Below are 15,521 nucleotides of genomic sequence, written 5' to 3' on the forward strand. Positions count from 1 at the left end.
GTTCGCCGCCTTGAGGAAGCTAATGACCAAAACCTATTCACCTCGCACCCGTGTTAAGCGGGCCTTGGTCCTGGCCCATCTGTGGCTTGGACTAACGCTGGGATTGGTGTGGGCTATCCAAGGCCTTACCGGCGCCTTGCTCGTGTTCCACCGCGAAGCGGACAAGGCCGCGCTTGCCGCCCCTCTGCCGGGAACATTGCCGCTAGACACGCTGCTCGCCGCGGCCGCTCGAACCCAAGCATCCCCACCGGAGTCGATTGGGCTCTACTTCGCCGATCCAGGACACCCTAAGGTCATGGGAGTGTCCTTCGCGGCGCCCGACGGCGGAAAGAAGACGGTCCTAGTCTCGACATCGACTGGGATGGTGGTGGCCGACCGCCTCCGCGCTCCGACGGCGCCGAGGGGCAACCTGGCCCGGTGGATATACAACCTCCACCATTTATTGTTGCTCGGCGAAAATGGCGGCCTGCTGGTAGGAGCATCCGGGTTGTTCCTGCTAAGCGGCGCACTGTCCGGCCTGTGGATCGGCTGGCCGCGGCGTCGCTATTGGCGCGCTGCTTTCGCAGCCGGTAATTGGCGCACTCGGCTACAACAACTGTTTGGCTGGCACCGCGCAAGCGGTCTCCTCGCCGCCTTGGCGCTGGTCATACTCGCGCTCTCGGGTGCGGCCATGTCGTTCGGCAAGCAACTGCGCGAGTTCGTCCCACAGATCGCTGCTTACCGTACTGCCTACAAGGTAACGCCAGGCCATTTGCCCGAACAGCCGATCGGCGCCGAGCGCGCGGTGATGGCTGCTTCCGAGGCGCTGCCGGAAGGTCAGTTCGTGGCGGTCAGCCTCCCATCGAACAAGTCGCCTGCCTACCAAGTGCGGCTACGAACGCCGGGCGAATGGCGGACCTGGTCAGGCACTAGTGTTGTGACCGTCGCGGCTGCGGACGGCCGGGTCCTCGACGCATACGACGCGAGCCGCGCGCCGCTTGCCAACAAGGTCCTCGAGTCCGCGTTTGCTGTCCATAGCGGCGAGGTCGCCGGATTGATCGGACGTATGTTGACCATACTCGCGGGTCTTTCGCTCCCGGCGCTCTACCTGACCGGGGTTTGGGCATGGCTGCGCAAACGTCGCCTTAGAAAACGTCTGCAGCGACCGCCGGGGCAGCGACAAACTTTTCGCATCCAAGAACTATTCGAAACGGGGGGGGTAAATCCATGGTGATTAGCGCGCCCAGCCGTTTCATGAGGATCGGGGATTTGCGCTTCGCGGCACGTCGAGACCGCGTAGACCAAGCATCGCAAAACGACCCATTGCGGAAATTTGGGCACCTTCCCAATGAGTCACGATGTGCAGCCGCAACGCGATCCGCTTCGGCCGACATGCGAGATTCCGTATGATGCGACTGGCCCTTGCCGCCCTCATGCTGGCAGTGCCGCAGGCCGCGTCTGCAGCTGACCGGCCAGCCATCGACATTTCGGGCGATGTCCGGCTCAGGTTGGAGCAGGATTGGGACAGCCAGACCGAGACGGGTGCGAAGCGGGAAGAGCGGACCCGAGCCCGTTTCCGCGCACGGCTCAGAGGCAAGGCTGATCTGGACGGCGGTTTCATAGCGCGCGCTCAGGTGCGGACCACCGGCCAAAGCCAGCAAAGCGCAAATATCACTTTTGCGGACTTCGACGGCAATCCGGAAGACGACCTGAAGGTCCTCCTGGATCAATATTCGGTGGTTTGGCAGCGTGGATCGGTGGGCGCCGAGGTAGGCCGGATGGCATTCCCCTTCTTCACGTCCAACGAGTATTTGTGGGACAACGACGTCTCGGTCCTGGGCCTGTCTGGCAATGTTAGCCTGCCGCTTCCCGGCTCCGGCAAGCTCAAGTTCAACGGCGGCGCGTTCAAGCTACCTGTGGGGCCTACGCAATTGTCGGGCAAGCTGTTCGCCGGCCAGGCTGTGCTGGAACGGGGACACATCGTGCTCGCCGCCGGTCTATTCCGCTTCGATGCGGATCGCGGCGACAAGGACCGGCTGCGGCTGCTCGACGGCAATGGCGGCCGCGACTACGCGATCCTCTCGCTCAATGCGCAATACAAGCTGCGCGCGGCCAGCAAGCCGCTCGTCCTTGGCGCGGATCTCTACCGCAATCTCCAAGGCTACAGAGGCGCGCTCGACTCGATCAGCCGCGCCCATGCCAACCGGCGCACCGGCTACGTCCTTTCCGCCGGCTGGGGCGACACCAGCAAGCCCGGTCGCCTCGAGGTGGGCTATCGCTGGTTTCGCATGGAAAAGCTCGCCGTCAACGGAAGCTACGCGCAAGACGATACCTTCCGCGCCGGCACCGGTACCGATTTGAAAGGGCACGACATCTACGCGAATTATGCGGTCACCAGGGTGCTCACCTTGGGCATCAGGGCCGCGGCTGTCGAGCGTCTCATCACCAGGGAAGGCGGCAAGCGCGTGCGCCTCGATCTCACCTACAGGTTCAATTGATTCTCTGGTTCGGTCCCGCTGGGAAAGCATACCACCGGCGGATCGGCCGCTTCGGGGTCGATAACCTCATTACCTCCCAGGAGGTCAAGTCCTGCAAGGTGCCACCGGATGGGGTTTCCCCAGAGGCAGCACCCCAGGCCCATCCTCAGTCATCGTCGTCGGCATCGTTGTCCCGGTAGCGATACCAATTCTGGCCGTCGTTGCGATGCCAACGGCCATTGTTCCAGTCACCATGGTTCCAGTTGCCATTGTTCCAATCGCGGCGGCCGTAGACGTCCGAGCGAATGTGCCGGAGACGACCAAGCAGGTCCTCGCGCTCGTTGTAGTTCAAGCCGTTCCACCGATAGCGGTCGAACAGACGATCAACCTCGGAAAGCCTGCGAAGGAGCCAGCGCTCCTGTCGCGAGGAAATTCGCCCGCGGTCGGCGGCAAGATTGATTTCGCGCTCCAGTTGGTTGATCTGCCGCTCGATCCGCTGGCCAGAACCATAGCCGGATCCATATCCATATCCGCGATCGTACCACTGGGCAGAGGCGGGAACCGACATCAAAGCCGCCGCCAATGCCCCGGCAAGAAAGATGCTGCGCATATAGTTTCTCCCAAAGAAGTGTCGGGAGATTTATGCTCGCTTGCCCGTTGATCACCCCTGAATACAGGCGAAGGCCACGGTTAATGGAATCCGAAGGTCAGTCGCCACACAATCGGCGCGCCTCAGCGACCGTAGACGGCGATCTTGACCTTCTGCACGGCGAACGAAACCTACGGCATCGCCTGACACATCTTCGTCGGTCCATCTCCCTTTGCAGGTAACGCACACCGCCAACCTGCAATTATGCCGAAGGTTCCTTTCCGATGGAGAGCGATCCCAGCCCGAGCCGGGCGAGGGCGAATTTCAGTCCCGCCCGGTAGCTATCAATCGTCATCATCGTCGTCGTGATGCCGATAGCGGTAATAATTGTCGTAGCCATTGTAGTTGCGATAGACCGGATAGCCATTGTAGTAGTATTGGTTGTGATGTCGGCGATAGTAATGTCGCTGATTTCGCGGATAGTAATAACCGCGATCATAGTAGTAGTATCTGTCGTCATAGCGCCGGTCACTGCGTGACGCGATTGCCGCGCCAATGGCCAGGCCGAGTATTCCCGCGCCGATGGCAATCGCTGCATCATCGCCACCACGATGACGATGACGATAATTGCGATCGTGCGCCGAAGCCGGAGTTACGACGGACAGACTGGTAGCCGCCAGCGCCAGAGCAAGCGCAGACTTCCTGAATGCAGTAAGCATGATCCATCTCCCGCTCCGATACGGATTTCATATTTAAAACCGAGTCGAAGCTGAGCGGCTATCAAGCCAGAAAACCGCTGAACCAGCCGTTAACCTATTGATCCGATTGCTGCGCCCGCGACTCAGCAACAGTTTCTCCGAATGCCGCCGTGGCGAATTTCGGAACGAATTAGGCGGAGATGCTCGACGATAGCCTTGCGTTCTCGGTGGCTGAGAGCCTTCCAGCGGCAGCGGTCGTAGAGACGATCAATTGCGGCAAGACGATGAAGCAGCCGGCGCTCCTCCCTGGAGGAAATCTCGCCTCGGTCGGCCGCGATGATGATACTGCATTCCAATCGGCCGAACTCCCGCTCGATCCTCTGGCCATACCCATCGCCGTAACCGCTGCCCCATCGCGCGAAGGCGGGATCGGGCTTTAGGTCGGTTTCCGATGCGCGCGGAAGAAACACGCTGTGCATACAATTTCTCCCAGCGACTATTGGGGAGAATTGTGTTCGCCTGTCCGTTGATGCCCCCTGAATGCCAGCGCAGGCTGTCGTTCAGGGGGCATCACGAGGACCTGACAGGACCTTCGGTCAGCAACCCCTATTGCGTTCAAGTTCGCGGCCGATGAGCGCTCCGCCGCCCGCCCCGAGGATGGTGCCAACCGCCCGATCGCCGCGGCGATCGATGCCTCGGCCGATCAGAGCGCCAAGTGCGCCGCCGACGATAGCGCCCGTCGTGCCGCCGGAGCGGCAGCGATGGCGCGAACGGTTCACATAGCGCGGCCGCTCGCGATAATAATCGCGATCCTCATAGTCGGAGCGATAACCGCGACGATCTCGCCAATCGTCATCTTCGTCATTGTACTCCGAGTGGCGGTGACCCCAGCGGTCACCTGCCAGTGCAGTCGATGGCAAGGATACGACGGCACTCACTCCGAGCAGGCTCGCCAGCACGATCTTCTTTGCAAATGCCATGTCCGTTCCCTTCCTTCGCGATGTGGTCGGTGGACCTCTCGCAGAGGGAGTGGAACGCGATCCTGAATCGGCCGTTATCCGACGTTCAGGATCGGCCGATGGGAATTGCCGCCGTTAGCTTTGCAGCCAACGTAGCCGGGCAGTTCCAGCGGCCGCTTCGAGTCCATCGCCCTCAGAATTTCACTTTCGCGGTAAAGCGCGCATTGATCGGTGCGCCCGGCGTGATGTTGTTGTTATTGTGGGCATCGGAAAAATATTCCTCGTCGAGGAGGTTCTCGACGTTCACCTGGAATTGCAACTTTTCCGACGCCGTGAAGAACAGCGCGGCGTCGACGCGGGTGAAGCCCGGCAGGCGTGTTGTGGTCGCCGAGGTGCGGATCGCGGCGAACTGGCTCGACTGGTGGACCACACCAAGGCCTGCACCGACGCTGTCATTGAAATCATAGCGGTTCCACAGTGCGAACTGGTGCTCGGGCACCTGCGCGAGCCGGACGAAGCCGTTCCCGCGCAGCTTGGCATCCTGATAGGTATAGCCGCCGCTCACTTGCCACTTGGGTGTGATCCGCCCGGTCAGCGCCAGTTCGATGCCCTTGGTGCGCGTTTCGCCGACATTGATCGTAGCCGTTACGTTGTTCGGATCGGGCGTGGTCGCGTTTGTCCGGTCAAGCTGGAACAGGGCCAGTGTCACGTTGAGGTCGGGACGGATGTCCCATTTCGCGCCGACTTCATAGTTGGTGAACTTTTCCGGCGCGAGGTTCTGCTGGGTGGCCGACATCGTGAGGAACTGGTCGCCCGAGCGCGGCAGGAAGGACTGGCTGTAGCTGCCGTAGATCGAGATGTTCTCCTGCGGCTTGACGATCAAACCGATGCGCGGGCTGACCTTGTCATCGGTGCGGGCGAACGGGCGCGGCGTGCCGATCAGGTCCGTGCCCTCGATTTCGAACCGGTCATAGCGCAAGCCGACCACCAGATCGACATGATCGCCAAAGCTGATCTGATCCTGGGCATAGGCCGAGAAGAACTGTACATTGGACTCGCTGTTGCGCGCCAGCGCGCCGAAGGTCACGGTCGGATAGACGATATTGGCAAGGTTGAGCGTGCCGCTGGACAGCGTGCCGTTGCGGCGCTGGTTGATCGAATCCTGATCGCCATATTCAAGGCCGAGCAAGACCTTGTTACCGATGGAACCCAGATCGACGTCCCACACCAGATTGCTCTGGGCGATGAAGTTCTTGCGCTTCGTCGGGTCGGTGTAGCTGGAAAGCGCAACCGTACCCGTCTGCCCGGTGGCTGCGCCGTTGGCGAAGACATTCGTGTAGTATTTGTCGTAGTCGCCATAAAGCACGGTGGTCGACCAGTTCAGGTTCTCTGCCAGTTCGCCATCGAGCCGCGCCTTGACGATATGCGCTTCCAGACCGGCGCGATTGACGCCGGGCGTGCCGAAGAAGGTATCGCGATAGCCGGTGATCGGTCGGTTCGGCTGACCTGGGGCCGTGGCGATCGACGGCACGCCGCGATCGGTGACGCGGTCGTCGTTCACATATTCATAGGACAGGCCCAGCTTCCATTGGCCCAGATCGACCGCGAGATAGGGATTGATCGCATAGCGTTCACCATCGAAGAAATCGCGGTGATTATCCAAGTTCTCGTAGGTTGCGTTCAAGCGGAAGGCCGCATTCCCGCTGATCGGCGCGTTGATGTCCGTCGAAACGTCCCAGGCGCCGAAGCTGTTGACGCTGGCCGTACCGCCAACCGCCAGCGCTTCGGCCGTCGGGGTCTTCTGGACGCGGTTGATGATGCCGCCGCTGCCGCCGCGCCCGAAGATCAGCGCAAAGGGCCCCTTGAGGATTTCCACCCGCTCGATGTTGTAGAGGCTGCGATAATATTGCACGTCATCGCGAACGCCATCGAGGAAGAAGTCCGCAGTGGTGTTCTGGCCGCGCAGCGTGATCTGATCGCGGTTGCCTTCGCCCTGGCCGACGGTGGTGCCCGGCACGTAGCGCAGCACATCGGCGATGCTGCGCTGTGCCTGGTCATCCAGCCGCTCGCGCGTCACCACCGTGATCGTCTGCGGCACGTCGTTGAGCGGCGTGTCGGTCTTTGTCGCTGTGACGGAATCTACCGCCAGATAGCCATCTGCCTTGCCGGTCACGATGATAGTGCGGCCGTCCTCCGCTTCAGCTTCGGATGCCCACGCTGAAGTGGAAGGCAGCGCCAAGGCTGCGGAAGCGAGCAGTAGTTTTTTCATAACCCCCCTGGACCGTTTTCGTCAGATTGCCGACCCGTAGAGCTATTGCGAGGCGTTTGCAATGGGTGCCCGCCAACCCCGCTTGATGATCCCACATTCAACATCAGCAGTAGCTGGGGATCCTCCCGCTTCCAAAAGATGGGACGAGTACCGCCCATTTTGGCATGGTTTGCGCACAGTTGTCGCAGGACGAGCCGCTTAGGGGCTGCGCGTCCCGCGCGACTGAGAGAATAACTGCCCGAATGTAGCCACCTCAACGTGCCGGCGACGTAGTGTTATACGCCGACCTGTTTCGCCAGTCGCCGAGCTGTGACTTGAGCGCGCGAAAGGCAATGCCGCGGTCATCGCCAATAAGAAAGGCGTTCACGCTCTGCTGACGCAACTCCTCAATCTGGCCATCGGTTCGTGGGACAGCGCAGAACGCCACGCCGGCCGCGCGACTTCGGCCGACGATATGCCTAAGTGCTGCCTGAACATCGGGATGCAATGGCTCTCCTGGCACGCCGAAGGACTGGGATAGATCGACGGCACCCTCGATAACGAGGTCGATTCCGGGAACGGCTAGGATGGCATCGATGGCGTCGACACCGGCGCGATCCTCGATCATCACGGCGACGAAGATTTCATCGTTGGCCAGAACGAAATAATCCTTGAGGTAAAGCGTGCCGAAGCCGGTCGTACGTCCACCGGAAATACCGCGGCTACCCAGCGGATGGTAACGGCTGGCCGAGATCGCGAGCCTTGCTTCGTCGGCGCTGCTCACATGGGGAATGACAACTCCCTGGGCGCCAGCATCGAGGACGCGCAGAATGATCTGTGGATCGGGCCCGGGCACCCGGACCAGCGCCGTTAGGCCCGCGCATTCAGCGGCACGCAATGCATGTTCGACCGTTTCGAGATTCATGCATGAGTGTTCAAGGTCGATGATGACGAAGTCATATCCGGCATAGCCGATCATTTCGACAAGGAGCGGCGCTGCAACGGAATTGATGAGACCGAACACCGGCGCGCCGGCCTTCAGAGCGTGCTTCAGCTTATTCGGCCGCAACATTCAGGCTCTCCTGTGCGCTAAGGAAAATTTGCTCGGGGTGGGGATGTCTGAGGAAATCGTGATGCGAGATATGCCATGCATAGGCCCCGGCAAAAGTGAAGATCAGCAGGTCGCCGAGGCGCAACTCGTCGACGGAAATGTCGGTCGCGAGCACGTCCTTGGGCGTGCAGAGCTGCCCGACAATGGTTACCGGCTCGTCGGTCGCTGCAAGTCGCGGGTACGGACGTGACCAGCGATCGATCGGCAGCACGAAGAAGGGATGGCTGTGGCCTTGCGCATAGGGGGTGCGAAAATGATGCGTCCCGCCGCGGCCGACCACGAATGTGCGGCCGAAGCAGCGCTTGATGTCGAGCACTTCCATCGCATAGGCGCCGCAGCTGGCGGCAAGATATCGGCCAATTTCGAAGCGGATGCGCCACCTCGACAGATCCATGCGATCGATCAGCCTGTTCAGGCCGCGGGCAAAACCCGGCCAGTCGAACTGCCGCGCGGGATCGCGGTAATTGACACCGATGCCGCCGCCTACGTTGACATGGCGCACCGACAAGCCATGGGCGTGCTCCCAGCCTTCGAGCGTCCTGAAATAATGTTCGAGAAGGCGCAGATGGGCTCCTGCATCGAGCTGGCCCGACAGGAGATGGAAATGCACGCCGTCCAGGCGCAGCTCGGGAAAGCTTTCCAGCAGTTGCAGGCATTCCGGCAGCAGTGCCGCATCGATACCGAAAGGCGTTGCCTGACCACCCATGGCGAGCGGGACGTCGGGCGCTTCCGGAAGCGGCAGATTGATGCGCAACAGGATCGCCTGGCTGACGTCGCGCTGGCGTGCCAGCAGCCCGAGCCGCACCAACTCCCCCATGCTCTCGACGTGAATATACTCCAGCCTTGTGTCCAGCGCCTGGGCCAGCTCCGCGTCGGTCTTGCCGGGCCCGCCGAAGACTACCGGCAGATGCGGAAAGCGCGCGCGCACCCAGGCTAATTCTCCTTCCGAAGCAATTTCGAAACCGGCGACGAGCGGCGCAAGTGTTTCGAGGATCGGGTAATCGGAATTGGCCTTGATCGCGTAGAAGAGGTCGCAGTTGGCGGGCAATGTCGCGACCAGTTCGCTTGCGTGCTGCCTCAGGATCTCAAGGTCGTAGATATAGCCGCACCAGGGCTCGCTTGCGGCCCCTTGGGCGCGGCGCGCGGCGGCGGCGATCCGGTTCCATTCGGAGCTCATTGGCCGGCCTCCACCAGCGGATTGTCGAGCGGCGCATAAGTCGCATGGCGGTCTGCCTGCCGCGTGAAGCGGACCAGAAGGTTGGTCTTGGCGGGCAACGGCGCTCCGGAAAGAAGCGAATCCAGCTTTTCGGCGGACTTCCGCGATCCGTGTGCTGTTTGATACTGCTCGATCTTGTGACGCACGATGCGCCAGAGCTTTGCCGCGAGCACTGCGTCTCCTGCCGCCAGATGATCCACGGCCTCTCCGAGTTGATTGACGAACAGGCAATAGGCGATGCGGTTCCAGCCCCGTTCTTCGTCATACCACAGCGCCTGCCCGGCAGCTGGGCTGACATGGGCTAGGCGGTTTTCGTCGAAGCGGCCCGTGACGAGCTTTACCCCTTCGAAATCGCGCAGCACGATCCGCTCGGGCCAGCCATCGCGCAGCCCGACAAGCGTGTTCTGGAGGTGGGGTTCGAAGACAATGCCCTCGGCGAAAAGTGCATGGAGAACGGGCGCTATGAGACCGTCGGCATAGGCATCGAACCATCTCTCGGCCGCCGCCAGATAGGAAAGGCGTTCTCGCCTGGCGATGGCCCTGCACAGATCACTGGCGCGGGGCATTCCTCCGGCATCGTCCGCGAACAGGGCGGCTGCGAGGATCGGTGTGATTCCCTCTCCGGCGATGCTCTGCACGCCCTCGCGCAGGATCAGCCCGAAGGCTTCCTGCACGTCCGTTCGCGCGGTGGGCTCGGCATCCGGAAAATCGACGGTAAGATAGGCCGGCTCTTCCAGTACGCGCAGGTTGGGGAACATCGCCATCCGGGGCATGACCTCGCGCATCAGCCGAGTGACCTCGACAGCGCCTTCAAGCTCGTAATGCGCATTCTTGCGCAGGCAGTTGGTCAAGCGAACATGCAGCGACAGCTTGAGGAAGAACGGCGATGAGGGATGGAACAGCGTGCGAACGGAAGAGGTCGGGATATAGTCCCTGCCTAATGGTCCGAGGTCCATAAGCCGCCCTTCGGCCATCGCCTGACGCACGGCGGGTAGGCCAAGGATATGCCAGGCCTGCCAGGGATGGACGGGAATGAGCGCCCGGTCTGGTGCGGCCAATCCCGCCGCATCCTCGCCGATGAGTGCGTCGGTCGTTTGTGCGAGCAGCGAGCGTTGGCGCAGCAGTTCGCGAGGGACAGCGAACCAGTGCAAGGGAAAGTGCGTGCGCAGCTCTGGCGAATAGCGGGCGCAATCATTCTCGTCGAAGCCGAGCCGGCTTTTCGGCGCGGGGTGGAAGGCGTGGCCCAACACCAGTGCCTGCTCGGATTCGATATAGCCCGTCAAAGGCTGTGCGGCGCCGGCACGCCGATTGCTTGCGCTCAGGAACGCCATGACATTTTCCACACTGTCGCAGATCTGCGACAGCAACTCGTCATTGAATGCCACGCCTTCGCGCAGGGACAGTTCGCGTATCAGCAAGGCGGCGACGTCGCGCCAGTCCACTAGCGCCCATGGCTTCTCGGGCATGCGGCCGTAGAGCGGCGAGCGCAGCCGCAGCCGGCCCACCGGCAGCGGCGGATTCGCCTGCGCTACCAGGCGTACATGCGAATGCGGCAGGTGCAGCTGAAATATCCGGCCGCCGCCATTCGCCGACCGGAGCGCCATCGGCCAGTCATTCTGGCCAAAGGGCGAGGCGAACAGCACCTGGCCTTCCGGAGCGGCCACTTCCCTGTAGTAGCAGTTGAGCAGCGTTTCGAGGCTGTGCCAGCCGGCATTGGTGCCGGCATCGTCGGACCAGGCTGCGGCGCGAATATTGTGCATGAGCATGAGAGATCTCCGATTTATCGGGTTCGCAGAAGAGGCGCGGAGGCTTGGCCAGCAATCGCCGCCGCACTGGCACAAAGAACCAGCAACCCGAGCAGCAAAGGTGCATCGGTCCCGAACGCCTGAGCAGCGAGGCCCGCGATCACGCCAGCCGCGACGCCGCCCCATTTCGAGGCGCTGTCGAGCAATCCAAACATGCGTCCGGCACTCCCCGCTTCGCTTGCCTCTGCGATCAGGCCGTGGAGGGCGATGAAGCTCGCGGTCATGGCAAGACCCATGACCAGGCGCCACAGCCCGAGGGTCAGCACGCCATGGGCGAGAATCTGGCCGCCCAGACTCACGGCCAGCAGCAAAAAGGCCGCCGACAACGTCAGCAACAGATGTTTCCGCCCCAGCCAAAGACTGAGCGGCGCGGCCGTCACCAGGTAAACAAAGTGTGGGAGGCCGAACAGCAAGCCGGCCAGCGCCGGGCTGCCCCCTTCCACCCGCACCTGCGTGAATGGCACGAAATAGGGAAAGGTCACCACAGTGCCGAAGGCGAAGGCAAATTGAACAAGGATGAGCAGACGCAGTCCGGGGCCATCTGAAGCGTTTTTCACCGAGGCCTTTTTGGCGGGCTCAACAGGCTCGGGATTCGGTAGAAAGGCAATCATCACGGCGGCCATGAGGGGCAGCAGTGCCAGATAGCGATAGGTTTCGATCGGTGAAGCTTTCAGAAGAACAAAGCCAAGTCCAACCGGGGCAGCAATAAGCGCAGCGCGCGCAGATCCCTGCAGAAGCGTCAATATCCGCGTCAGGCCCTGTCCCTCGAACAGGGTCGCGAGATAGGCATTGGATGCCGCCAATGTACCGCCGAACAGCCCTTGAAGCGTGAGCGCCAGGAGGAAGACGGGAACCGTCTCCGCGAACCCCGCAAGCAGGAAGCTTCCCGCGAGACCGAGCTGCGCACGCAGCAGCAAGGCCTTCCTGCCGAAACGGTCCGAGAGCCGCCCCCACCAGGGACCGCTCAAGGCGGTCATCGCGGCCGGCAGCACATAGGCCCAGCCGATGAGAAAGTCGGCGTCGCTGTGCAGCGATTGTTTGAAGATCAAAGGGAAAAAGGGCGGCATGCCCAGCGCCGAGAAGGCCGCGGTGAAATGTCCGGCGACAACCGCGGCTATCGTCCACGAGCGTCTGTTCATATTTGCCTCAGGAAATTGGGTGCGGTCAGGCCGTAAAATTTGTTGACGTCGGCGGCGCCGGTTTGGGCCTTGCTTTCAAGACTCGCCGCCCGCAGCAAATATTTGAGCGGCAGTCGCTCGGCCTCGAGGAGGTGCCGTCTGGCAGCGACTATGTTGATGCCGTCCATCGCCAGTTCCTCGAGGATTGCGACGATTCGCGCGCGCACATGCCGGTAAAGGTCGCTCCGGTCGGCGCGGCCGGCATGGTGCAGCGCTTCGACGATCACCGCGATGTTGAGCTGAAGCGTGATGGTAATGAACATCTGCGCGAGCGGCAGATCGGCATCCACAATGATGCGTCGGTCCCTGATCGCGTCGACCCGGCCAGCGACATCCGGCCGCCGCGCGGCAAGCACCGAGCTGTGGATGCGCGCGGCGTCATTATCCTTGAGCAGCAGTCGCAGCCCGCTGTCCGAAAACACCAGCAAAGAGTTCTGCTGATTGGCTTCGAGCGCGACGCCATATTTGAGCCAAAGGGACAGATGAAGACGCAGCAGGAGGTCGCTGTAGTCTCGGAAAAGAGCTTCTACATCGTCTTCATAAAAGCGGTCGGCCAGGGCTTCGATCGTCAGCCGTCCGTCCGGAGCCGGGGCCGCCAGCGCTGCGACGGGGGTGACCGTTTCCTCGTTCAGTTCTGGATATCGGCGGAGTATGTAGCCAAGAAACGATTGGCCAAACGCGGTGGCGCCTGTCGCCTCATCAGTCAGCAGGAGGCGGCCGGAGATCGCCGGCAGATCGGCCGTCACGTCGCGCAGGATCGTCTGCACGATGTCGCCGTCGATGATGGTGCTGGGCTTGATCGTTCGCAGATTAGTCGCTCCCAGCGTGCGGATCGTCAGCGGCAGCTTGAGATGGAGGCCAGGACAGGAGAGGGGCACCACCGTGCGAACGGACAGGGTCGGCATGACTGAGAGATAGGACCGCGGCGCACGGACGACGGCTTTCGCCAAGTCGGCCTGAGCAAGAAAATCGCCGAGCCCTGCATCCCAGAGCGCCGGATGGACCGGCATCAGCACATGGTCTGCGGTCAGTGCCTCGTCGAGGCCGACGTCGGTGAAGCTGGGACGCAGGCATTGCGGCAACGCCGCGCCTTCATAGGACGTCCGGGGCACCGCAAGCCAGCGCAACGCGAACACCGGCTGGAATTCGGGCGCATAGGCACGCAGATGTTCGGCCTCAAAACCCAGCTTTGCTCGCGCCGTGGGATAGAAGGGATGATCGTGCAGCGCAGCTAGGCGGTCGTGCCGCGCGAGGCTTCTCGCCCAAGCCGGCCAGTAGGACGGCTCCTCGTCCGGCATTGCAAACCAGCGCGTCCGTTCGGCTTCGCACCAGGTGCGATGCTCACTGGCGGTGACGCATTCTTTGCCAAAAGCGACGTGCAACGCCTCGGTTTGCGGATCCAGGCCCGAGCGGAAGCAGGTCAATATCTCCGCAAGATCATGTAGCGGCTTGGCGTTGGTTCTGCGGCACGATAGCGCCGGAAACGCGCGAAACCGCCAATCCTGCATAAATTGGCCGGGCTCGACTGCGAGCCAAAGCTGTTCATCGAAATGATCGATGCGCAGCCAGCTTCCCTCCCGGAACGTGGGAGAAAGCTGATCGAGGAGTGGATGGGCAAAACCATGGACAATCGCGCCGCGGCTGACGCATTCGCGCACGTCTTCGCGCAGAAGGGCGTCGATGACTCGCCGGGTGAGATAGTCAGGAACGCCGGCCGCTTTGAGCATGGGCGGCGCGTTCATGCGCGGATATCCCAGGTGAGACGGTCGCTCGCCGCTTGCATTGCTTGCGTCAGTGCGGCTGTATCAGGGGCGCTGGCGCAAAGGACGCCGAGATAGTCCTTGTTGGAATTGGTGACGGTGACTGCATCGCCCGCCCGGCGCAAAGGACGGTAGTTCAGCCAGACATCACCATCATTTTTATGGAACGCATCCGGCGCTTTGATCAGTTCACCGGCTTCCCTCGTCGGGAAGTAGCGCATGGCAGCTGTCCGGTCGCCGGACTCCAGATCGGGTAGAGCTTCGCCCAAATGTAGCCGGAGGATTGTTTCAAACAGCGAGAAATCGAGTGTTTCCTCGAGCAGGAACTCGCGGCGGTCGCCTACCGTCCGGTAGTTGATCTCGATCAGCCTGGGCCCGTTGGGAGTGAGAACGAATTCCGTGTGGCATGAACCGAAGCCGACGCCGAATGCCGCAATCTGGTTCATGATCGCCGCCTGCTGATCGGCGGCGAGCCAGTTGCCCCATTCGGCAGCCAGTTCGACAAAATGTGGGGGAGGACTCAAGGTGACCCGGAATCCGCCGAGTGCCCGAATGCTCCGGCCGTCGCCCAGGGTCTCCAATGTATAGAGATCGCCCGAGATATATTCCTCGATAAGCAGGATGCATCCCGGGCGCTCAATCCAGACTGCCCGGCAGTACTGGCTGAGTTCGTCGAGGTTATGGACAAGCCGGACAAGTTGGCTGCCAACCCCTTCGCGCGGCTTTACGACACACGGGAACGGAGCCTCCGTTACAGTCGCCAAGTCAGTCTCGCTTGTGACGACTTTGTGCCACAACATGTCGATGCCATTCTGAGCCAAGAAGACCCGCATCGCCGCCTTGTTCTTGGCTCGGTAGACGACGCGTTGGTCTTTCCCCGGCAAGCCGAAGTGAACGGCGGCTGTGGCCGTGCTGGTCTGAAGGTGGTCGCTGTTGGAGAAAATGGCCTTCGGCTTCTGGCCTTCGGCCGCCTCGATGAGAGCGATAGGGTTGAACACATCGCAGGCAATGATCTGATCGGGATAGGCGGGCAAACCCGCTCGCGCAAAGTGGCGCTCATGCGAATCGGCATGGTCGGTGAGCAGGGTCACGGACAGTCCGAGCCGGCGCGCGGCCGGCAGGAAGCCGTCATTGACGGAGTCGGTGGGCACATGTGCCACGATCACGAGATTGGCCAAAATGATACTCCGGCAAGAGACTGGTACTAAGGGAGGTATCGGTTGTCTTAGGCAGCGGGCGACGCCCGTTGGGCATCATGTTGTCACCGATGCATCGATGACGAGTGCCGCCTGGATAGCGCGCCGTGGCCAACGGATTCCCGGCTGGTTCGCCGGGCCGATCTGGCATTGAGGAAGCCTCGGCTTGCTACCGCTGAACGCCAGATCATCTCGGCTTCCGCTGCTGGTGCCGCGAAATTTCGTGTCCGCATAGGGCGGTTAGCTCCTCAATTGGGATGTCGCGGAGCCTTTATCGCGAATCATAATCAATAGCAACAACGTAA

13 protein-coding genes are annotated in these 15,521 nt (G+C 61.7%); 3 read left to right on the top strand and 10 right to left on the bottom strand.

Features of this window, described 5'->3' with window-relative positions; genetic code table 11:
• Positions 1 to 22 precede the first annotated feature (22 nt).
• Entirely contained in the window at positions 23 to 1,213 is a 1,191-nt protein-coding gene (locus B0I00_RS02790) for a PepSY-associated TM helix domain-containing protein (protein ID WP_157812455.1), read from the top strand.
• Positions 1,214 to 1,337: 124 nt separating this feature from the next.
• The gene (locus tag B0I00_RS02795; RefSeq protein WP_100865811.1) at positions 1,338 to 2,477 is read left to right on the top strand and encodes a putative porin; all 1,140 of its coding nucleotides are present in this window, start codon (positions 1,338 to 1,340) and stop codon (positions 2,475 to 2,477) included.
• 145 nt (positions 2,478 to 2,622) lie between these two features.
• Here the strand turns inward: B0I00_RS02795 and B0I00_RS02800 are convergent, their stop codons facing one another.
• Positions 2,623 to 3,066, bottom strand: a complete 444-nt coding sequence (locus tag B0I00_RS02800) for a hypothetical protein (RefSeq protein WP_100865812.1) — start codon at positions 3,064 to 3,066, stop codon at positions 2,623 to 2,625.
• 323 nt (positions 3,067 to 3,389) lie between these two features.
• Entirely contained in the window at positions 3,390 to 3,764 is a 375-nt protein-coding gene (locus B0I00_RS02805; RefSeq protein ID WP_100865813.1) for a hypothetical protein, read from the bottom strand.
• Between the two features lie 179 nt (positions 3,765 to 3,943).
• On the opposite strand from B0I00_RS02805, the gene B0I00_RS02810 reads away from it, so the two are divergent.
• On the top strand, positions 3,944 to 4,183 hold the full coding sequence (locus B0I00_RS02810) for a hypothetical protein (RefSeq protein ID WP_100865814.1): 240 nt from the start codon (positions 3,944 to 3,946) through the stop codon (positions 4,181 to 4,183).
• Between the two features lie 156 nt (positions 4,184 to 4,339).
• Here B0I00_RS02810 and B0I00_RS02815 read toward each other — a convergent pair whose 3' ends face one another.
• The 8 genes from B0I00_RS02815 to B0I00_RS02850 form a co-directional block, all read right to left on the bottom strand.
• Positions 4,340 to 4,723 (bottom strand): glycine zipper 2TM domain-containing protein, encoded by a 384-nt coding sequence (locus tag B0I00_RS02815; RefSeq protein ID WP_100865815.1) that lies wholly within the window; start codon positions 4,721 to 4,723, stop codon positions 4,340 to 4,342.
• A gap of 172 nt (positions 4,724 to 4,895) precedes the next feature.
• Positions 4,896 to 6,971, bottom strand: coding sequence for a TonB-dependent receptor (locus tag B0I00_RS02820; RefSeq protein ID WP_100865816.1), 2,076 nt, complete (start codon positions 6,969 to 6,971; stop codon positions 4,896 to 4,898).
• 253 nt (positions 6,972 to 7,224) lie between these two features.
• Positions 7,225 to 8,022, bottom strand: a complete 798-nt coding sequence (locus B0I00_RS02825; RefSeq protein WP_100865817.1) for an HpcH/HpaI aldolase family protein — start codon at positions 8,020 to 8,022, stop codon at positions 7,225 to 7,227.
• Positions 8,006 to 9,238 carry a type III PLP-dependent enzyme gene (locus B0I00_RS02830; RefSeq protein ID WP_100865818.1) on the bottom strand — a complete coding sequence of 411 codons (1,233 nt, stop codon included), beginning with the start codon at positions 9,236 to 9,238 and terminating at the stop codon, positions 8,006 to 8,008. Before B0I00_RS02830 ends, B0I00_RS02825 begins: the two co-directional genes overlap by 17 nt.
• Positions 9,235 to 11,043, bottom strand: coding sequence for an IucA/IucC family protein (locus tag B0I00_RS02835; RefSeq protein WP_100865819.1), 1,809 nt, complete (start codon positions 11,041 to 11,043; stop codon positions 9,235 to 9,237). Before B0I00_RS02835 ends, B0I00_RS02830 begins: the two co-directional genes overlap by 4 nt.
• A 14-nt stretch (positions 11,044 to 11,057) precedes the next feature.
• Positions 11,058 to 12,221: an MFS transporter gene (locus B0I00_RS02840; protein WP_100865820.1), complete on the bottom strand. Its 1,164-nt coding sequence runs from the start codon at positions 12,219 to 12,221 to the stop codon at positions 11,058 to 11,060.
• Positions 12,218 to 14,002: an IucA/IucC family protein gene (locus tag B0I00_RS02845; protein ID WP_100865821.1), complete on the bottom strand. Its 1,785-nt coding sequence runs from the start codon at positions 14,000 to 14,002 to the stop codon at positions 12,218 to 12,220. The genes B0I00_RS02840 and B0I00_RS02845 overlap by 4 nt, the downstream gene beginning before the upstream one ends.
• Positions 13,999 to 15,198 (bottom strand): ATP-grasp domain-containing protein, encoded by a 1,200-nt coding sequence (locus B0I00_RS02850; RefSeq protein WP_100865822.1) that lies wholly within the window; start codon positions 15,196 to 15,198, stop codon positions 13,999 to 14,001. The genes B0I00_RS02845 and B0I00_RS02850 overlap by 4 nt, the downstream gene beginning before the upstream one ends.
• Between the last annotated feature and the right edge of the window lie 323 nt (positions 15,199 to 15,521).

The sequence above is a fragment of the Novosphingobium kunmingense genome (genome assembly GCF_002813245.1).
Lineage (GTDB): Bacteria > Pseudomonadota > Alphaproteobacteria > Sphingomonadales > Sphingomonadaceae > Novosphingobium > Novosphingobium kunmingense.